Below are 20,019 nucleotides of genomic sequence, written 5' to 3'. Positions count from 1 at the left end.
CTCTTACAATGAGGGTATGTTTATACTTGAGGGGGCACTTTCTTGTGAAAAAGGTAATTATTGAAGCAAAGAATCTGTGCAAGACTTATTCCACGGGCAGTGAACAATTCCATGCCATACGAAATTTGAACCTTGACATTTATGAGGGCGATTTTACGGTGATCATGGGCAACTCGGGTTCGGGAAAATCAACTCTATTGTATCTTCTCAGTGGGCTTGATTCGGTCACGGTGGGGGAGGTTTACTATTGGGGCGAGAGGATCGACGATTATTCAGAGAAGGAGCTGGCGCGGTTTAGAACAAAGCGCATCGGATATATCTATCAGAGCATTAACCTTGTACCTGATCTGACTTTCTATGAGAATATCGCTTTGCCCGGGTATATCGAGGGTCAATCCAAACAACAGGTGGATGAAAAGGTACAAAATCTGATGAAAATGATGGAAATCGATGGGCAGCAGCACAGAGTTCCGGCTCAGACCTCAGGCGGACAGCAGCAGCGGGCGGCTATCGCCCGTGCTTTGATGAATGATCCGGACGTTATTTTTGCCGATGAGCCTACGGGCAGCTTGAATTACGAGCATGGGGTTGCCGTGCTGGATATTCTGACAGAGATGAATCGCAAGGGGCAATCCGTGGTCATGGTCACTCATGATATCAAAGCGGCATGCCGCGCTGACCGACTGATTCTGATCCACGACGGCAAGATCGCTGATGTTTTGCAGCTTGGGAAGTTCGGGGCCGATCAGCTCGAGGAGCGGGAGAAGATCCTATTTGCTTGTATATCCGGAAGGGGGTAAGTACGATGTATGCGGCTTACTCTCTTTGCAGAGCGAATTTAAGGAAGAAGAAGGTCCATAACGCTTTAATTGGTCTGCTTATTTTGCTATCGACAATTCTCCTTGTAACCTCAGTAACAGTAATCCTTAATACGACCAATTTATTTACAAGTATGCATGCCAAGACACATGGTTCCCATGAGCTGCTAATTCTGGATGGAGAAGTGCATGATCCCAAGCGTGTATATCAGTGGTGGACAGAGCAGGAAGCAGTGAATACTTCCCCACTGATCCCGTTTCGAACTTTATCAGGTATATCGAGATCAGGGCATGAGCCCACAGCCGGCCTCTCGAACCTGTACTTGTATATGATGGATACCACGGTCAGACCATATGAAGTAGATGAGCTTCTATTTGCACAGGGAAAAGAGAGCTTGGTACCTGAACCGGGAAACGTCTGGCTTCCTTCCTCGATTGCTTATTTATACGATATTTCCCCAGGAGATACGCTGGAATTCTCCACGGGTGGCAGTAGACTTGCCATGAAAGTAGCGGCGGTTGTTGTTGATATGCCGTTTGGCGCTCCTTTTCCAACCTCTGCACGAATCTGGATGAATCATCAGGACTATGAAGCACAATTTCAGGATACTCCAGGCAATGATCAATATATGATGGGGCTTCGCTATGAGGATTATAGCCAAAGTTCCGTTTATTGGGAGCGATGGCAGCAAGAGATGGGCACGCCTTATTTGGGGTCGAAGACAAGCTTCCAGGAGATGTCCTCTTTCTACTTGATTATGAATAAAGCGATAGGGTTCATTATGGTGTCTCTCGGTGTAATGATGATGTTCGTGGCTCTATTTACGATTGGATTTACGATATCGGATGATATTTTGTCCAACTATAAGACGATCGGTGTTATAAAAGCGTTAGGCCTGACCTCCAGAAAGCTGGTTGGCGTGTATATGATGCAGTACATCATTATCGCGGGGGTATCGGTAATTCCCGGATTTATAGCCAGCCGTTTCTTATCCGGAGTGATTGTAGATAGTGCGCTCTCGTCTTTGAAGACGAAGACCGGCGCTGTCACTCCAGGAGGGGGATGGCCGACCGTAATAACAGCGCTGCTGGTACTGACTCTGATTTTATTATGTGTACTCTACTATGCTAATAAGGCGGGTCATGTACAGCCGATGCAGGCGATCCGTTATGGGATGTCGGAGACGCAGTACAGTATGAAGACAAGAAGACTTACAAGGCCAAAAGGTTTGAGTTCGACAGGCATGCTTGGAAGAGTTCCGCTGCTGGCTGTCATCGGATCTAGAAATCTGCTGAAGAATAGAAAGGCCACACTGCTGATGCTGCTTCTGTCTATGATGATGTCGGCTGTACTGGTTCTGGGCTTCGTGCTTCTATATAGTATCAGCCATATCAAGGAGACCTCGCCATTATGGGGTTATGATTCAACCGATGTTGTAGTGCAAGTAACAAATAAATCCATCTTCTCCCGGTCTGTATTCGACCAGCAGGCGGCATCCGACCCTCGGATCGTGAATACGAATTGGATCGGGGCTGTGAACGGCGTTATGACAGCGGATCGGCCTGCGGGTGTTGAAGCGCGTTATACCGAGCCAATGAACTTCTCAATTATAGTGATCGATGGCAGTTATGACGAGATTGGGTACCGTAATTTGAGCGGGAGGAACCCGCAGAACAAGGGCGAGATTTCGATCGGGATGAATGTAGCGAAGCGGCTGAACAAAGAGATCGGGGATGTAATAGAGGTTTATATCGAAGGGCATAAGCATCTGTTGACGATCTCGGGAATCTATCAGTCAATTGCTAATATGTCCTACTCAGCAAGAATTATGGTGGATACCGTCAGAGTGAATCATCCGGATTATGAGGATCTTGACTCTGGATTCATCAATTTGCGGAAGGATGCAGAGCCGGAACAGGTTGTTCAGGACTTGAGCGCAAGGTACGGCAATTCGGCGTCGGTAACCACGCAGCAAACTTTGCTCGATGCGGTCTATAAACAAGCGGTTGGTTCATTAATTTTGCCAATGTCTATCATGGGGCTGCTATTTACCGGGGTGACGGTGATTATCGTCTATAGCTTGAGCCGCATTAACATTCGCAAAGAGAGCAAGACCTACGGAATCTATAAGACCTTAGGTCTAACCTCGGGGAAAATAAGGTTTTCGATAATGCTGGGCGTCTTGGTACTCTCAATAATTGGCGCAGTTATCGGGGCTCTTGCAGGCGCGTATATCTTACCGATGGTTCTGGGGGGTGTTCTGTCCGATTATGGTATCGCCAAGCTTCCTCTTATCCTGAACTGGTGGGGGATTATAGCCTTTATTCTCGTTACCGCCTTGGCAGCCGGATTAGGTTCCTGGGCATCTTCAAGAATAGTAGCAAGAACCTCGCCGCAAATTCTCGTGGTAGAATAAAGGAAATTTAGCTCGTGTTAGTTGCAAAATAGAAAAGAGTCTCATCATCGTGCAGGTGATCAGACTCTTATTCTGGTTGCAAGCGGGTGTGAACAATTTTGACTAATATTAAATTTTGATATATTTTGGCAAATCAGATATAGACAATAGAATTACAGTTATTTACAATAGATACAGATTCATAAGTAAACCTCAGTTTTTCTGCAGTATTTTCCTCTTATCAAGCAAGTCCGATTCCGGTTCTACACGTCCAGTTGTTGCTGTGTTCCCTCTTTAGAAGCGTCGATTTTTCCTATCCAATGAATCCAATTTTTCGCTTTCTCAGTTGTAGTTATTTGTAATATGTTTTGATCTTATAGGTTCATGTCCATCTATTTTATGGGCCTCTTTTTTGACGTGTTTTCAGGTTGATGATCCGCTTAAATAATCTATGCTGTCATGACTGCTCTATCGAAGTACAACGCGCATAGTTTATTTTCATAGAGAAAGAAGAAAGGAGGCATTTCAAGGCTTCAAGGTTTTATGGGAGATGGAGGTAGCTAGCTGAAAGATAAGGAGGAGTTTCGATGAGAAAAATGCCGCAACAGACGAGCAAGGGGATCAGACGCGGAATACCTGTCTTACTGATCATCGCACTATTTGTGGCGCTGCTGCCATCGCTAGCATTTGCTGCGGATCGGGGCGCATGGGCGCCAAATGTGGCTTACCAGGCGAATGATACTGTAACCTATGGAGGCAGTACCTATAAAGCAATTCAGCCGCATACTTCGCTTGTCGGTTGGGAACCGCCTAACGTGCCGGCATTATGGCAACTGACGCAAGGTGGAACCAGTGATACTCAGGCCCCGACCGCGCCGGGCAATTTGAATGTCTCCAACGTCACAAGCTCCAGCATCACGCTGCAATGGTCGGCCTCTACCGATAATGTAGGCGTCACAGAATATGTGATCCATCAAGGTACAGCATCGGTTGGCAGTGTCTCCGGTTCTACATTGACATTCACCCATACCGGACTTACTCCGGATACAACTTATTCTTATACAGTACAGGCCAAGGATGCCGCCGGCAATGTATCTCCTTCCAGCAATACGATTAACGTGAAGACGAATGCTGTCAGCGGTCCGGATACTCAGGCCCCTTCGACGCCTGTCAACGTTACAGTTACGGGTGTAACCTCATCGTCAGTATCGCTATCCTGGACGGCTTCTACAGATAATGTCGGCGTTACCGGATATGATGTATATCAGGGCGCCAATCTGGCGTTGTCTGTCACGGGAACAAGCGCTACGGTCTCGGGCCTCTCTGCAGCTACGGCGTATACTTTCAAGGTAGCCGCCAAGGATGCCGCCGGGAATGTATCTCCGCAAAGCACAGCGGTCAGCGCAACGACGAGCGGAGGCGGTGGCGGCGGGCAGCTGCCGAAGCACACGCTGACAGGCTATTGGCATAATTTTATTAACGGCTCTTCCAATATTAAGCTCAGCGACGTTCCAAGCCAATATGATATTATTGCACTTTCCTTCGCGGAAATGGACCCGGCGAAGCCAGGCGGAGTAACCTTTAACGTGGACGGACCGCTATCCAATGCACTGGGTGGCTACACTAATGCCGATCTGATCAATGATATTCAGGCGAAGCGCGCCCAAGGCAAGAAGATTATTCTCTCCATCGGCGGAGAGAAGGGGAATGTTAATTTGAATAACGCATCCCCTAACGTTACCAATTTCGTGGACAGTATGTACGGGCTGATTACGCAGTATGGACTTGATGGCATCGATATTGACCTCGAAAATGGCATGAATGTAACAAACCTGACGAACGCGGTACGTCAATTGCAAGCCAAAGTCGGATCAGGCTTTATTCTGACCATGGCTCCGCAAACGATTGATATGCAAAGCTCGAATACAACGTATATGCAGTTATACAACAATCTTAAAGACATCACTACCGTCATCAATGTACAATACTACAATTCCGGGTGTATGCTGGGGCGTGACGGGAAATGCTACTCTCAGGGAACGATTGATTTCCTTACGGCGCTGTCCGATTTGACGCTGCAATGGGTAGAGCCTTCCCAATTAGGAATCGGAGTGCCTGCCACTTCGGGTGCGGCTGGGGGTGGGTATGTCTCTCCAACGGTCGTCAACAATGCGCTGAAATGCCTGACGAACGGCACGGATTGCGGGACGTATAAACCGGTAGCGAAATATCCGGATTTCCGCGGTGCGATGACATGGTCGATCAACTGGGACAAGACCACGAATTATTCTTTTGCCAATACGGTTAAACCTCTCTTATTGACATTACCATAATGGTTCACAGCAGTCGGCGGCCCGCTCTTCAGTCGATGGGGGGCGGGTGGCCAACAAAGCGGGAAAGGGCTTACTTTGATTTCGCAATCACTTCCCCTATAATTGTGAAAGCGATTCATAAAAGCGTTGACAAAGGTAAAACAGGAAAGTATACTGTAACCAAGTTAAACGTTTACTCAAAATTTTTAAGTAAATAATAAGCGTTATGAATATGTAAAGAAGGTTGCGATTGTGATGGGAATATGAACCCTCCAACAATTAAGGATGTTGCCAAGGCATCAGGGGTATCGGTGGCCACAGTCTCCAGGGTGCTTCACAATCTTTCAGGCTATTCTGACAAGACGAAGCAGAAGGTTTTGAAAGCGGTTGAAGAGCTCGGCTACCAGCCTAACGCGATTGCCAGAGGTCTGATCAATAAACGGACCCAGACGATTGGTGTCCTCGTTCCCGATGTATCCAGCAGTTTCTCGTCAGAGATTCTGCACGGGATAGAGCAGGTAGCCAATGATAAGGGCTTTAGTGTCATTATGTGCAATACGGATGAAGACGGAAAACGTACGCTGAAGTACCTCCAGGTGCTTGGAGAGAAGCAGGTGGACGGCGTGATATTTACAAGCGGATCCTTGGAGGATGAGTATTACAAACTGCTCAAGCAGATGAGGGTTCCGGTCGTACTGGTGAACACGTTATCCCATAAGCATGCTATTCCTTATGTGAAGGTAGATGACCGGCAGGCTTCCTATCATGCCACAGAATATCTCATCCGCAAAGGGCATCGCGATATCGCAATGATCTGCGGGACGATTACAGATGCCATTGCTGGCGTTCCCGACAGCATCGATTACGGCGTTGTGCCGCTTCCGCCTGCGGGACGATTACAGATGCCATTGCTGGCGTTCCCCGTCTGGATGGTTATCGTCAGGCGCTTGAAGATAACGGTCTGGAATATATGGAATCGAGAGTGGGCTACGGAAACTTCCGCCTGGATATGGGGCGTGAAGCGATGAAGAAGCTGCTGGATGAGGCGCCGCCGTTCACCGCTTTGTTTGCTGCCAGCGATGAGATGGCGATCGGCGCGATGGGGGTAGCCTTGGAACGGGGACTTAAAGTCCCGGAGGACCTCTCGATTATCGGTTATGATGATCTGGTCTTCTCGAGAATGGTCTTTCCTCCGTTAACGACGATACACCAGCCTTTGCCGATGATGGGGCGGATGGCCTCTGAGATGCTGATTCAATTAATCGAGGGTACCGATCAGGTATCCAGCAGCATTGTTACCCATCAATTAATAGAGAGACAGACGGTTCGCCAAATGCCTTGAACAACAAGGCAAGTTTTTTTCCCAAGAAAGTAAACGTTTACTCTTTTTCTAATCTATTTCTAGTGATTATTCATAGACAGGTTACAGAGAGAGTTTATAGAAAATCGACTTGAGGGAGGTGGTTGCCGGGAAAGAGAGAACAGGACGTTTCTTCAAACTAGAAGTATACGTTTACTCGCTATTGGTTATTCTACACAGCAAAAATAAAAAGTATGGAGGGTCAGTAAGTATGAAAAAGACAATATCCTTAGTTCTTGTGAGTGCATTATTTTTGATGGCATTAGCCGGCTGCGGCAGTTCAAAAAATTCAAATGAGTCCAGTGGCAATACGTCATCGGCCAAGAAGGTAGAATTGGAATTCTTCCAAAACAAGACGGAAGCCAAGGATTCATTTGATGCTCTTATTAAGAAATTTAATGAGGCGAACCCGAATATTCATGTTCAGCAGGTGAATCCACCGGATGCTGAGACTGTCCTTAAAACCCGTGTAGCGAAGAAAGACGTTCCTGATGTTATCGGCCTCGGCGCCACTGATACTTATGCTCAATTGGCAAAGAGCGGAATCTTCGCTGATCTTACCGGAGATGCTCTACTTAACAACATTCAGCCAGCTTATCTGAATATGTTGAACAAGCTGATCGGCTCTGAAAGCGCTTATGCGATTCCGTTTACAGCTAATGCAAGCGGTGTAATCTACAACAAAGCGATCTTCTCCGAGCTTGGACTTGAAGTTCCTAAGACTTGGGATGAATTTATGAACGTGGCTCAAAAAGCGAAGGATGCCGGAAAAACTTCAATTTATCAAACGCTGAAAGATTCCTGGACAACGCTTGTTCCGTTCAACTCTCTGTCCAGTGACATTGTCGGTATCGACTTCTATGGCAAACGTGCCGAGGGAACTATCAAATTCGACAGCCCTGAATTCCGTGAAGTGGCTGAGAAGCAGTTGAAATTGCTTGATTTTGGTCAGAAGGACCTGTTCGGCAAAGGCTACAACGATGGTAATGCTGCATTTGCCAGAGGAGAAGCAGCTATGTACATTCAAGGCGTGTGGGCTATTCCTGAAATTCTCAAGGCCAATCCAAATGTAGAACTGGGCGTATTCCCATTCCCTGCAACGAACGATGAAGCGAAGAACAAAGTGATTTCCGGGGTCGATACTCTGCTGGCGATCTCCAAGAATACGAAGCATTCGGAGGAAGCCAAGAAATTCATCGACTTTATGCTGCAACCGGACAATATTCAATTCTTCATCGATCAACAAAAAGCATTCTCTGCGGTTAAGGGCGTAACCCAATCCGATCCAAGCGTAGAAGGTTTCAATGCGGCATTCGAGAGCGGTGCGATCGAGGATTTCTCCGACCACTACATTCCAAGTGCTGTGAAAGCCGATACGATTATCCAAGGCTTCCTGCAAAAGAAAGATATAGACGCTTATGTGAAGCAGTTTGATACAGAGTGGGACAAGGTGGCAAACCGTAAATAATAAGCTTGAACCTGAACCCTTAGTGAGAGGAGGAGAGTGCGCTGACCGTGCGCTCTTCTCCATTTAAAGAAGGAGGATTACGATGGCCAAAAGGAAAGCCGCGTTCTACACAATGACCATACCGGCCTTGCTCCTGTTTTTCCTATTTCATACCTTTCCAACGCTGCAAGGGATATTTTATTCATTTACGAACTATGACGGCTATAGCGACAGCTATGATTTTGTAGGCTTCAAGAACTTTGCTTCCCTGTTCACAGATAGTAATGTTCTGAACGCTTATCTATTTACTTTCAAATACGCGATCGTCGTTACTATATTTATTAATGTTATCAGCTTGCTTATTGCTCTGGGGCTGAACTCGCGCATCAAATTCCGCAATTTCTTTCGGGGCATTTACTTCCTGCCTAACGTTCTCGGCGTGTTGATTGTTGGCTATATCTTTAACTATATTTTTGCCAATGCTATCCCGATGATTGGTGAAAAACTGGGCAGTGAGTTTCTAACAACGAACATTCTCGGCAGTGAGAAGTGGGCCTGGATTGGTATCGTAATCGTTGCAGTATGGCAAGGGATTGCCTTCAATACGATTCTGTACCTGGCTGGTCTGCAGACCATTCCGCGTGATATTTACGAAGCGGCGGATATCGATGGCGCTGGGGCATGGAACAGATTCTGGTCGATGACATTCCCGATGCTGGCTTCGTTCTTTACGATCAATATGGTGCTGGCAATGAAGAACTCGCTTATGGTATTTGACCAGATCGTAGCCCTGACCGGCGGGGGTCCGGGACGCTCGACGCAATCGATCGCCATGCTGATCTATCAAGGCGGCTTCCAGGGCGGAGAATTCGCTTATCAATCGGCGAACGCAGTTATTTATTTCATTGTGATTGTAATGATTTCTGTCGTGCAGCTTAACTTTTTACAGAAGAGGGAGTTGGATGCCTAATGAAAACCAGAAACTCCACCAATTGGCTCATAACAGCCCTGATTACCCTCGGTTCGCTCGTTATTCTATTTCCGCTGTATATGACCGTATCCATTGCGCTAAAAAATCCGGAAGAGATGGCTCAATCCATCTTCGCTTTGCCGACAGGACTGCACTTCGACAACTTCACCCGGGCGATCGAAGCGACGGATTTCTTCTCGGCGTTTAAGAACAGCTTCGTCATTACGTTCTTCTCGGTGGGCTTCGTGCTCTTGACGAACTCGCTAGTGTCATATGCCGTAGCGCGTAATATGAACCATAAGTTCTTTAAGGGCTTATATTTCTACTTCATCAGCGCGATGTTCATTCCGTTCCAGATCATTATGCTGCCGGTTGTGAAGCTGACGACCGATCTGAAAATGAACAACATCCCTGGCCTAATCATTTTGTATATCGTCTATGGACTGGCCTTTAACATTTTCGTCTATGTTGGTTATATCCGTTCCATCCCGTTGGAGCTGGAGGAAGCAGCAACGGTCGATGGTGCAACAACGTACGGAACCTTCTGGCGGATTATTTTCCCGCTGCTTGCGCCGATTAATGCGACAGTCGCTATTCTGAGCTGTCTGTCCACCTGGAACGACTTCATGCTGCCGCTCATTATTTTGAGCAAACCGGAATCGTATACGCTTCCTCTGGTGCAGTATGTATTCCAAGGGCAATTCAGCACGGATTACAACCTGGCCTTTGCCTCTTACCTGCTGGCGCTGGCACCGATGGTGATCGTATATATTTTCGCACAGAAGTGGATTATTAACGGAATCACACAAGGCGCTGTAAAGTCATAAGCATCATGAATATAGATAAATAAATGGATAGGAGTTTTCATTCATGAAGAAGACATGGTGGAAGGAAAGCGTTGTATATCAGATATATCCGCGCAGTTTCCAGGACAGCAACGGGGATGGGATCGGCGATATTCCGGGGATTATTTCAAGACTGGATTATTTGCAGAAGCTGGGAGTCGATGTAATCTGGTTATGTCCGGTCTATGAGTCGCCGAACGACGATAATGGCTATGATATTAGCAATTATCGGGGAATTATGGATGAGTTCGGTACGATCGAGGATTGGGAGCGACTGCTCGACGGCTTGCATAGCCGCGGAATGAAGCTGATTATGGATTTGGTAGTGAACCATACCTCGGATGAGCATGCCTGGTTTGTTGAATCTCGCAAGTCCAAGGATAATCCTTACCGCGATTATTATATTTGGCGTGACGGCAAGGACAGTAAGGAAGGCAAGGAACCGAATAACTGGTCCTCTATCTTCAGCGGTTCAGCCTGGAAGTATGATGAGGCGACAGAGCAGTATTATCTGCACCTCTTCTCCAAGAAGCAGCCGGATTTGAACTGGGAAAATGAGAAGGTACGCCGTGAAGTGTATGATTTGATGACCTGGTGGCTGGATAAAGGCATCGATGGCTTCCGGATGGATGTCATCAATATGATCAGCAAAGTCGAAGGCCTGCCGGATGGAGAAGGAGAAGGGAAGTATAAGGACGGCAGCAAATACTTCATGAACGGTCCGCGTATCCATGAATTCCTGCAGGAGATGAACAGGGAAGTACTGTCCAAATATGATGTGATGACCGTTGGCGAAACGCCGGGAGTATCGCCGGAGGAAGCGGCGCTTTATGTAGGTGAGGATCGGGGCGAGCTGAGCATGGTGTTCCAGTTCGAATCGATGGACATCGACTCGGGCCCGGGCGGCAAATGGTTTGTAACGCCGTGGAAGCTGCTCGACTTCAAGCGTATTATGAGCAAGTGGCAGACCGAACTTGAAGGGAAGGGCTGGAACAGCCTGTTCCTGAACAATCATGACCAGCCGCGAATGGTATCCCGCTTCGGCGATGACGGCAAATACCGCAAGCAATCCGCTAAAATGCTTGGTACCTTGCTTCACACGATGCAGGGCACACCGTTCATTTATCAGGGTGAAGAGCTGGGCATGACCAATGTGAAGTTCGCGACGATTGAAGAGTATCAGGATATCGAGACGCATAATATGTTCAATGAACATCGCGAAGCAGGCCGCGCGGTTGAAGAGATAATGGCCTCCATCTATAGCAAAGGCCGCGATAATGCCCGTACGCCGATGCAATGGGATGCAACAGCACATGGTGGCTTTACAACCGGGACACCTTGGCTTGTCGTTAATCCCAATTATCAAGAGATCAATGCCGGAGAGGCCATGGCTGATCCGGATTCTATTTTCCATTACTATCGTCGCCTGATTGAGCTGCGCAAGCAGCATGAAGTGATTGTCTATGGCAAATATCAGCTCCTGCTGGAGGATCATGAGCATATTTATGCATATACTCGCACTTGGGGCGATGAACGTTTGCTGGTGATCCTTAACTTCTTCGCTGATCCCGTAACCTTTGAGCTGCCTGCGTCTGTAGGTTACCAGTCTTATGAGCGGCTGATTGGCAATTATGAATGGTCTGAAGGCACACGGCTTGAACAAATGGAGCTTCGCCCATACGAGGCTCAGGTATTGAGATTAAGCTAACTCGTAAGGATCGGTTAGATTAGAGGAACGGCTTCGGCCGTTCTTTTTATTTTGCTCGAAAGGCAGGAGGCATGAATCGCATTGTTGTAGCGATTAACAGGAACGGATATAATGAGATTATTCTACAATGATGAGGTGAAGAGGATGGCAATCCATAACGTTCGAAGTAATTAGTTCTCGGGCTGGGTAATACGCGTAACAGCTATCAAGGGGGTTCTATGCCCTTTTGGTCACAACGGGACTGGAGCTTTGAACGGTGTCGGCAAATGCCATTTCTCTAGAATTAAGCCAAGGGCACCATGCTATATATGTTTGTTGGAAGAATTGTCTTGATATCGATATCAGACAGTTATTTTCCGTCTGCATATAGGAGTAGGGGGTCCTTGGCTTTTTTGATCTTATCGGAGGTAGAAGAATATGTTGAAGAAATGCCTTGCTCTTTTCAAGTGGATGATCTTGTTGTATATCGTTATGGGCTTCATGATTCAATTTCTTAACGCTTATGGCATCAGGATATTTCAAGAGCTGATCGACCAGGTAGCTGGGGTCCGTCAGCTTAACGATATATTGGGGTTCATTGTGTTGTACGGTTGCATTTTGCTGGCAGTGACTCTTTTGAATTACTTCACAGAATATCCGCAGACGTATTTGTCGCACGGAATTTTTGAGAAGCTGAAGATTATGGCGTTGGAGAAGGTGTCCAGAATGGATTATGGCGCCTACCAGAATGCTGGAACCGGTCGGATGATCAAGGTGATCGAGAATGGGGCGTCTGCGGGAAAAAGCATCATTTACTCTTTTTACTTAGAGATATTCAGCAACCTGCTGCCAACCATGTTATTCAGCTTGTTATTTATCGGTCTGTATAACACACAAATTATGTTAGTTATTGCGGTGGGGTATATCGTTATATTTCTGCTGACCAACCTGCTGCTGCGCATGCTCTACAGAATCAAAGCCTCGCTGCTGGACAGTCAGGAGAAGCTGGCCAAATACTCGGTGCGCGGATTTATGGAGCTGGTCGTCTTCCGGCTCAACAAGCGCTACGACAAGGAAATCAAACGTCTTACAGCTACAGCAGGAGATATCGTCGCCAAGAACTGCCGAATCCGCATGATTCACGAAGCGTTTTTTACGATATTTGCTGTAATTGTATGTCTGCTGAAGGTTGCGATACTTGTGTATGGAGTTAAGCAGATTTTGGCCGGCAGAACGTCGATCGGCATCGTGGTCGCTTTGATCATGTTCATTGATCAGGTATACACACCGGTCGCCATCTTCAACGTCATTTATGTCGATTACAAGCTGAACCGGGTCGCTTATGAACGTCTTGAGCAATTCGTTAATGCGCCTGAGGATGCCAATTTGCTGCAGGGGATGGAAGTAGGGCCTTTGTCCGGGCGGATTGAGTTTAGAGATGTATCCTTCTCGTACGGGGATGCACGACTTCTGGATCGGGTTTCTTTTGCGATGCCGCAGGGGACATCACTGGCAATCGTCGGGCTTAGCGGCAGCGGCAAGTCAACGATCGTGAAGTTATTGCTTGGACTCCTGAAAAAGGAATCGGGCAGCATCCTCCTCGACGGAGTGGATATCGATCAGATCAAGCTGAACAGCCTGTATGATCATATATCTTACATCTCGCAGGATGCGCCGATCTTTGATGCGACGATTCGCAGCAATATCGTATTTGATCAGGAGATGTCCGACGAGCAGATATATGAATTGCTGGATACGGTGCTGCTGAAGGAAAAGGTGATGAGTCTCCCGAAGGGATTGGATACGATGGTGGGAGAACGGGGGATTAAGCTATCCGGCGGGGAACGGCAGCGTCTGGCCTTTGCCAGAATTATGGCCCAGCAGAGGGAACTGGTTATCCTCGATGAGCCTGTATCGGCCCTCGACAATATTACCGAGCAGAGGGTGATGGAATCCCTACTGAGCAGGTTCAGCCAGCATACGCTTCTTGTGATTGCTCACAGACTGGATTTTGTAAAGCATGTGGATCGAATTTTGTTAGTGAGGGATGGAGCAATTGCGGGTATGGGTACCTTTGAAGAGCTTCTTCACAGCAGCCCCTACTTTCAGGAGCTTTGGGATCAGGAGAAGAGAGCGGAGAAGGAGAGATTACAAGAAGCAGCAGCGAATCGTACTTCGATGACCAATGTTTCTGAGACGTTGACGGGGTCAGAGATGTTATAGATTAGGGTATATAAAAAGGAGCGGGCCGAGTGTTTCGGCTCGCTCTTTCTTTTTTGAATTCAGGACATTTGGCCCGGCAGTCATCCCCGTATAATCATTTTATAGGAATCGCGATTGTCTCATTGTAAGCTTTCATAAAGTGCATTCCCTTAATCAGCAAATATTCCGGCTTGTTTTTTGCATTAAATAGCAGCGTGCGTTGCTTCAGCAATGTTCCGTCGGCCTGCTTAACGAGATCCTGTCTGACCGTCGTTTGCAATGGCGTATTTTCACCCTGAGTCTCCAAGGAGACACCATCCAGCATGACATCGTCTGCTGTGGCGATGGTAACCTCAACATGGTCGGTGGTGACGGATACATCCTTAACCCATAAATTTTCTTCACCCAATTTAAATGGATCGGCACCTGCATTTTCCAGCGGCAGCTTTTGATTCAAGGACTGATACCCGACAAAATGGTCCATGACGAGCTCCAAGCTTTGAAGCTGTTGCGGAAGAGCATCGTAAAGGATTTCGAAGCGGATTCTGCTGCCAAATGAAGATTGGCTTCCGCTGCCTTTGAGTGGAATTTCAATTCCGTCTGCTCTTAGCTTAATCCCGTCCAGAGCGTTATGAACACGGTAGTAATTGTCCACCCGCATGGTTCCTCTGACAACCGTTTGTGTTGGCGTAGCCGTGATGGATTGGAATGTCAATGAGCCGTGGTCCACCTTGAACGTCTTATTGATCGATTGCCTTAGCTGTGTCTGCAGCGCTTGATTTGGATTGTATGCAAAAGTAATGGCTCCCGCCGACATTTGCTCGGCGGAATAAGGCATTTGCATATAATGCAGTGTTAATTTCTTGGCGAAGGGGCTTACGCTGTCGAAAGTCATCATACCCTTCATTTCGGTTTGCTGCTCATTCATAACCGATGTACCGCTTGCCGGATGGGATTTCGTCCAGAAACCGCTGATAGATTCCAGGCGGATTGGCTCATGGCTCTGATCCAGCCCCTGTGGATTAAACAAGGTATAATACATTACCAGCTGATTTGCATCCGCAATAATCCCGTTGATGGTGAAATCCGTTCCGTCCTTCAGCGTGACCTTCTCCTCTATGCTCTGTCCCATGCCTTTATCATTAAGCTGCTTCAAAGTATCTTCCATCAGCTCATCGAATCCAAATAGCTGTTTGCCGTAATAGGCAAATGCATTATAGTTCGATCCGAAGATCGCAGCGATAAGAATAAGGACAGCTGCGGCCTTCCAGACGGGGGCGATGCGCTTCGACTTTCTGGAGGGAGCTGTGGCTAAGACGGATCTTAATCGGGTATTCAGCTCCTTGGGGGGGCTCTCATTTTCAAGTCGCTGTTTCTCCTCGGCTAATTGCTCCTCGATGTTATTCATTCTGCTCACCTCCACGATATTCTCTTAGTCTTTTCAAGCCTTGGAAGATTCTTGATTTGACAGTTCCGATCGGTACCTGAGTTATATCTGCAATGGTCTGGTAATCGAGGTCATGCAAATATTTCAACTGGATTGCTTCCTTTTGCTGCTCATTGATCTGAAGCAATAAGGTTTGGATGTCTATTTGCCGTTCACTATTCAAATATGGATCGTTGGCTTCAGCGAAGTTTGTCCCGTGGGGAGATGCCCCCGGTTCTGAATGATTGCCATACTCAGACTCCCACTCATCGACCAGTACCAGCTTGTTTCGTTGGCGGAGCAGCCCTTTGCAGCTATTGACAAGAATCGTCTTGCTCCAGCTATAGAAGGCTTCTTCGTTCTTAAGCTGCTCGATCTTCTCGTACAGGATGAGAATCATATCCTCCATGGCATCCATCGCATCATGGGCATTCCCCATATAGGTTAAGGCAAGCTGATAGTATTTATTTTCCTCAGCCATGATGAGCTGTAGTAATGCTTCTTTGTTTCCCTTTTTGGCTTTCTTCACCAAACGTACTGTCTTCATGCCTTCACCTCTCTTAATATAAGAGTTATAAGGAGCGCAAAAAGTTCATTCATCTATAAATTTTGCATGCTGCCGCCCTCGAAGGGAAGGGTTATAGAATATTTGCAGCTCATCGAAGAGATATTAGTAGTATCCATAGATTACACTAAGGAGATGCGCTAAATTGAAGTTGCCGACAGGAATGTTACGGATTATAGTCAGCTTAGTTATAACGTGGACACTATGCATCGGAACGGTGGGCGCGGCTGTTGCTCCGGAATATGCCAAATGGGGCCAAATTGCGGTCAAAGAAACCCAGCAACGTTATCAAGCGGATATTATAGATTATTTGCACATAGGCCGGACCTATCTGTCCGCCAATAAGGCCGAGGAGAAATTTAAGCTGTGGATCAGAACGAAGGATGGCAGCGAGTTTGGGGTTTATGTGTACCTTCAGTTCAACCCTGCTCATGATACGGAGTATACAATCCGTTATGAAAAGGCGGGATAAATGGCAGTTGACATTTCTAGCCGTGTTGCTTAGTATTGGTGTATCGCAAAAGCTTGAATCAAGGACAAGAAGACTTATGAATGCCATATCAGAGAACGGGGTCTTAGGCTGGAAGCCCCTATGGAGGGAGTAAGAATTTACCGCCTTGTAGCTGCAATTTTGAAATCATGTTTGTAACGACGGAGTGCCGTAACGCAAGTTCTGAATGGGAGCGACGTGCGGTGCGAAAGGCTGCAGCATGAGTGTAAGGATTGCCGGGAATTCCCGTTACAGAAGTTATAAGGATTCGCTTCACAGTGCGAGTTCAAAAAGGGCCGGTTTTCAGCATGGAGAACATATTTTGTTCTACATCTGAATGTTCTGGCGGACTTTTTGAATCATCTCTAAATTAGCGAATTGAACTTGGGTGGAACCACGAGCGCGCTCGTCCCTATGCGGACAGTGCGCTTTTTTGAATTTTTTTAAGATGGGTTTCAGCAGCACTGAAGCTTATGCCTCGATAGGCGCTTTTTTCAAAACGTTTCAGTCGAATGAAGCCAGGGCATGAGGAGTGCAGTTTACTCGAAGTATACTGTGAGATACAGCATTTATGGATGATCAGCATGGGCTGAAGAAATGCTATATCGCAAGAAAGCCAACTTTTGGATCGCGGTCGCTGTTCTTTAAATGACTTCGACGGTTTTCTTATCAACAGCAGACTTTATGAACAACCTCAAAAAGCGAGGATCAAGGACAAAAGTGTTTATGGATACCATGCCAGAGAACGGGGCCTTAGGCTGGAAGCCCCTATGGAGGAAGTAAGGATTTACCGCCTTGTAGCTGCAATTTTGAAATCATGTTTGCAACGATGGAGCGCCATAACGCGAGTTCCCAATGGGGGCGAGGGGTGCGAAGGGTTGCAGCATGAGTGTAAGGATTGCCGGGAATTCCCGTTACAGAAGACATAAGAATTCGCTTCACAGCGCGAGTTCAAAAAAGCCGGTTTTCAGCACGGAGAAACCTTCCGTTTTACATCTGAAATCCCAAGCGGACTTTTTGAACGATCTCTAATTAGCGAGTTGAATATGGGTGGAACCACGAGCGTGCTCGTCCCTATGCGGACAGCGCGCTTTTTTAGTTTTGCAAATGATCAAAAAGCGAGGATCAAGGATAAAAATGCTTATGGATACCATACCAGAGAACGGGGTCTTAGGCTGGAAGCCCCTATGGAGGAAGTAAGGATTTACCGCCTTGTAGCTGCAATTTTGAAATCATGTGTGTAACGATGAAGTGCCATAATGCAAGTTCCCAATGGGGGCGATGTACGGTGCGAAAGGTTGCAGCATGTGAGTGTAAGGATTGCCGGGAATTCCCGTTATAGAAAACATAAGGATTCGCTTTACAGTGCGAGTTCAAAAAGACCGGTTTTCAGTACGAAGGACGCATTCCGTCCTACATCTGGAATCCAAGGTGAACTTTTTGAACGGTCTCTAATTAGCGAGTTAAATATGGGTGGAACCACGAGCGCGCTCGTCCCTATGCGGACAGCGCGCTCTTTTGTTCATATAATCATAAAATTTAGGAGTGATATTACAATGTGTAGTCCAATTTCAAAGCAAGTACTGGGAAGAAGATATGCTGCCATGCTGATGGCAAGAGTCGTACAGAACAAGATTCAAGGCATCAGACTGGGGATGTTCGCGGATACTCCACAGGGCTTCTACTATGATTTTGACGCTGCCAATCCAGTGACTGAGGAGGAGGTTGCAGAGATTGAGCAGGCCATGAAACAGCTTGCCGTTCAGGATGAGCCTGCGAATTGCCGTTACTACTCCCGAATGGAGGCGATTCAGCTTTTTGAGGCGAAGGGGGAGCATTGGAAGGTAGAATGGCTCAAAGAAGGGGCGATGGAGGAGCCGATTGTTATTTTTGAACAGGGGGACTATGCGGATATTCTTCCAGGGAGTTGTGCGGCGGAGTCTGGTCATCATAATGAGGAATTAGACCCGAGTGCTGCACGGGATTTGCTTCGTTCCAAGCCGTTCTTCAAGCTCTTAAATGTATCCGGGGCCTATTGGCAAGGGGATAGCCAGAAGCCGATGCTGCAGCGCATTTATGGGGTAGCATTTGCAAGCAAGCGGGAGCTTGATGAATATTTGAAGTGGCAGGAAGAAGCTCAGAAGCGCGATCACCGCAAGCTCGGCAAGCAGCTTCAATTGTTTATGTTTGCGGATGAGGCCCCCGGGATGCCGTTTTATTTACCTAAAGGCACAGTGCTCCGCAATGAGCTGGAGGGTTTGTCACGGGAATATTTACTGAAGTACGAATATGAGGAGGTTCGTACCCCGTTTATGATGGATCGCCATATGTGGGAGCAGTCCGGGCACTGGGATCATTATCGCGACAATATGTATTTCTCCGAGCTTGATCATCATCATTTTGCCGTTAAGCCGATGAACTGCCCAGGGCATATGTTGATGTACCGGAACAGCCTGCATTCTTATAAAGATCTGCCCATTCGTTATGCCGAATTCGGTCAGGTACATCGCCATGAATTCAGCGGGGCGCTAAATGGCCTGTTTCGGGTCAGAACTTTTTGCCAGGACGATGCTCATATTTTTGCAGCGCCGGAACAGATTGAAGCGGAGATTATGCATACGATCGATCTGATTAAAGAGATCTACGGAATCTTTGGCTTCGAATATTCACTCGAGCTGTCGACTAGGCCGCTGGATTCAATGGGCAGCGATGAACAGTGGGAAGCGGCGGAAGGTGCGCTTCTGAAAGTGCTCGAAGCATCGGGGCTGAAGTACAGTTTAAATCCCGAGGATGGCGCCTTCTACGGACCGAAGATTGATTTTCATATTAAGGATGCCTTGCATCGCAGTCACCAATGCGGAACCATTCAGCTGGATTTTCAAATGCCGGAGAAATTCGGGCTATCCTATGTGGATGAGCAGAACAATAAGCAAATTCCAGTCGTTATACACCGGGCAATTTACGGATCAATCGACCGTTTCCTCGGTATATTGATTGAGCATTATGCAGGGGCTTTTCCGATTTGGCTAGCACCGGTGCAGGCGGTGGTTGTTCCCGTTGCCGAGGCTCATGCCGCATACGCCAATGAGCTGCGTGAACGCCTGATCGATGCAGGGATTCGGGCCGATGTAGACTCGCGGGAGGAGAAGCTTGGTTATAGGATCCGGGAGGCGCAAATGCAAAAAATCCCATACATGCTGATCGTTGGTGATGCCGAGCTCGCCGCAGGAAATGTGCAGGTTCGGGCTTACGGCCAGAAGGAGCAGGAGTTATATGAGCCTTATGCCTTCATCTCCATGATGAAAGGGAAAATAAATGAGCGGGCGCAGTAACTTACCTTTCTATCCTGGCAGATCATCTGAGCGCGGTGGAGGATGAAGCCTTCCGTGTGATAAAAATCGATAATGGGGAAGTTGGCGATAGGGGGAGAGGTTGCTTAACGGGATTAGGCTTAACCCTAATAGCAACCTGAAGTAGAGGCAGAGTTGGAGGGTTAGAACC

At 47.3% G+C, this 20,019-nt stretch carries 13 protein-coding genes and 1 pseudogene; 12 read left to right on the top strand and 2 right to left on the bottom strand.

Annotated elements, in window-relative coordinates:
* The first annotated feature begins 8 nt into the window (after window positions 1-8).
* The 10 genes from DMN77_RS16800 to DMN77_RS16760 all read left to right on the top strand — a co-directional run bounded on the left by DMN77_RS16800 (window position 9) and on the right by DMN77_RS16760 (window position 14,058).
* A complete protein-coding gene (locus DMN77_RS16800) occupies window positions 9-800 on the top strand; it encodes an ABC transporter ATP-binding protein (protein ID WP_068778491.1) in 792 nt (263 codons plus the stop codon).
* A gap of 5 nt (window positions 801-805) precedes the next feature.
* Complete coding sequence (locus tag DMN77_RS16795) at window positions 806-3,235, top strand: ABC transporter permease (RefSeq protein WP_179015752.1); 2,430 nt, start codon at window positions 806-808, stop codon at window positions 3,233-3,235.
* A 566-nt stretch (window positions 3,236-3,801) separates the two neighbouring features.
* A complete protein-coding gene (locus DMN77_RS16790; protein ID WP_068778436.1) occupies window positions 3,802-5,547 on the top strand; it encodes a fibronectin type III domain-containing protein in 1,746 nt (581 codons plus the stop codon).
* 242 nt (window positions 5,548-5,789) lie between these two features.
* Window positions 5,790-6,554, top strand: a complete 765-nt coding sequence (locus tag DMN77_RS16785; RefSeq protein WP_256872456.1) for a LacI family DNA-binding transcriptional regulator — start codon at window positions 5,790-5,792, stop codon at window positions 6,552-6,554.
* Complete coding sequence (locus DMN77_RS23995) at window positions 6,497-6,868, top strand: substrate-binding domain-containing protein (protein WP_372776086.1); 372 nt, start codon at window positions 6,497-6,499, stop codon at window positions 6,866-6,868. Before DMN77_RS16785 ends, DMN77_RS23995 begins: the two co-directional genes overlap by 58 nt.
* A 229-nt stretch (window positions 6,869-7,097) precedes the next feature.
* The gene (locus DMN77_RS16780; RefSeq protein WP_068778434.1) at window positions 7,098-8,354 is read left to right on the top strand and encodes an ABC transporter substrate-binding protein; all 1,257 of its coding nucleotides are present in this window, start codon (window positions 7,098-7,100) and stop codon (window positions 8,352-8,354) included.
* A gap of 82 nt (window positions 8,355-8,436) precedes the next feature.
* Window positions 8,437-9,303, top strand: coding sequence for a carbohydrate ABC transporter permease (locus DMN77_RS16775; RefSeq protein WP_068778433.1), 867 nt, complete (start codon window positions 8,437-8,439; stop codon window positions 9,301-9,303).
* Entirely contained in the window at window positions 9,303-10,130 is an 828-nt protein-coding gene (locus tag DMN77_RS16770) for a carbohydrate ABC transporter permease (RefSeq protein WP_179015751.1), read from the top strand. The genes DMN77_RS16775 and DMN77_RS16770 overlap by 1 nt, the downstream gene beginning before the upstream one ends.
* A gap of 43 nt (window positions 10,131-10,173) precedes the next feature.
* Window positions 10,174-11,856, top strand: a complete 1,683-nt coding sequence (locus tag DMN77_RS16765) for a glycoside hydrolase family 13 protein (RefSeq protein WP_179015750.1) — start codon at window positions 10,174-10,176, stop codon at window positions 11,854-11,856.
* 417 nt (window positions 11,857-12,273) lie between these two features.
* The gene (locus tag DMN77_RS16760; RefSeq protein WP_179015749.1) at window positions 12,274-14,058 is read left to right on the top strand and encodes an ABC transporter ATP-binding protein; all 1,785 of its coding nucleotides are present in this window, start codon (window positions 12,274-12,276) and stop codon (window positions 14,056-14,058) included.
* Window positions 14,059-14,152: 94 nt separating this feature from the next.
* Here DMN77_RS16760 and DMN77_RS16755 read toward each other — a convergent pair whose 3' ends face one another.
* Both DMN77_RS16755 and DMN77_RS16750 read right to left on the bottom strand, forming a co-directional pair.
* Window positions 14,153-15,445, bottom strand: a complete 1,293-nt coding sequence (locus DMN77_RS16755) for a DUF4179 domain-containing protein (RefSeq protein ID WP_179015748.1) — start codon at window positions 15,443-15,445, stop codon at window positions 14,153-14,155.
* Window positions 15,438-16,010 carry a sigma-70 family RNA polymerase sigma factor gene (locus tag DMN77_RS16750; protein ID WP_068778429.1) on the bottom strand — a complete coding sequence of 191 codons (573 nt, stop codon included), beginning with the start codon at window positions 16,008-16,010 and terminating at the stop codon, window positions 15,438-15,440. The genes DMN77_RS16755 and DMN77_RS16750 overlap by 8 nt, the downstream gene beginning before the upstream one ends.
* A gap of 163 nt (window positions 16,011-16,173) precedes the next feature.
* Between DMN77_RS16750 and DMN77_RS16745 the strand changes: the two genes are divergently transcribed.
* Together DMN77_RS16745 and thrS are read left to right on the top strand one after the other, a co-directional pair.
* On the top strand, window positions 16,174-16,500 hold the full coding sequence (locus tag DMN77_RS16745; RefSeq protein ID WP_256872455.1) for a DUF3889 domain-containing protein: 327 nt from the start codon (window positions 16,174-16,176) through the stop codon (window positions 16,498-16,500).
* Between the two features lie 1,676 nt (window positions 16,501-18,176).
* Window positions 18,177-19,850: pseudogene (gene thrS, locus DMN77_RS16740) on the top strand (threonine--tRNA ligase); the annotation flags it as partial.
* Window positions 19,851-20,019 lie beyond the last annotated feature (169 nt).

It is taken from the genome of Paenibacillus sp. 79R4, from assembly GCF_013393165.1.
Taxonomy (GTDB): Bacteria; Bacillota; Bacilli; order Paenibacillales; family Paenibacillaceae; genus Fontibacillus.
Note: the sequence above shows the minus strand (reverse complement) of the source record. Positions and strands in the feature narration are given on the sequence as shown.

Coding starts and splice junctions, on each gene's coding strand:
- DMN77_RS23995 (WP_372776086.1), top strand. CDS start 6,497: ATGGAATCGAGAGTGGGCTACGGAAACTTCCGCCTGGATATGGGGCGT.
- DMN77_RS16795 (WP_179015752.1), top strand. CDS start 806: ATGTATGCGGCTTACTCTCTTTGCAGAGCGAATTTAAGGAAGAAGAAG.
- DMN77_RS16765 (WP_179015750.1), top strand. CDS start 10,174: ATGAAGAAGACATGGTGGAAGGAAAGCGTTGTATATCAGATATATCCG.
- DMN77_RS16785 (WP_256872456.1), top strand. CDS start 5,790: ATGAACCCTCCAACAATTAAGGATGTTGCCAAGGCATCAGGGGTATCG.
- DMN77_RS16770 (WP_179015751.1), top strand. CDS start 9,303: ATGAAAACCAGAAACTCCACCAATTGGCTCATAACAGCCCTGATTACC.
- DMN77_RS16775 (WP_068778433.1), top strand. CDS start 8,437: ATGGCCAAAAGGAAAGCCGCGTTCTACACAATGACCATACCGGCCTTG.
- DMN77_RS16800 (WP_068778491.1), top strand. CDS start 9: ATGAGGGTATGTTTATACTTGAGGGGGCACTTTCTTGTGAAAAAGGTA.
- DMN77_RS16755 (WP_179015748.1), bottom strand. CDS start 15,445: ATGAATAACATCGAGGAGCAATTAGCCGAGGAGAAACAGCGACTTGAA.
- DMN77_RS16790 (WP_068778436.1), top strand. CDS start 3,802: ATGAGAAAAATGCCGCAACAGACGAGCAAGGGGATCAGACGCGGAATA.
- DMN77_RS16780 (WP_068778434.1), top strand. CDS start 7,098: ATGAAAAAGACAATATCCTTAGTTCTTGTGAGTGCATTATTTTTGATG.
- DMN77_RS16750 (WP_068778429.1), bottom strand. CDS start 16,010: ATGAAGACAGTACGTTTGGTGAAGAAAGCCAAAAAGGGAAACAAAGAA.
- DMN77_RS16760 (WP_179015749.1), top strand. CDS start 12,274: ATGTTGAAGAAATGCCTTGCTCTTTTCAAGTGGATGATCTTGTTGTAT.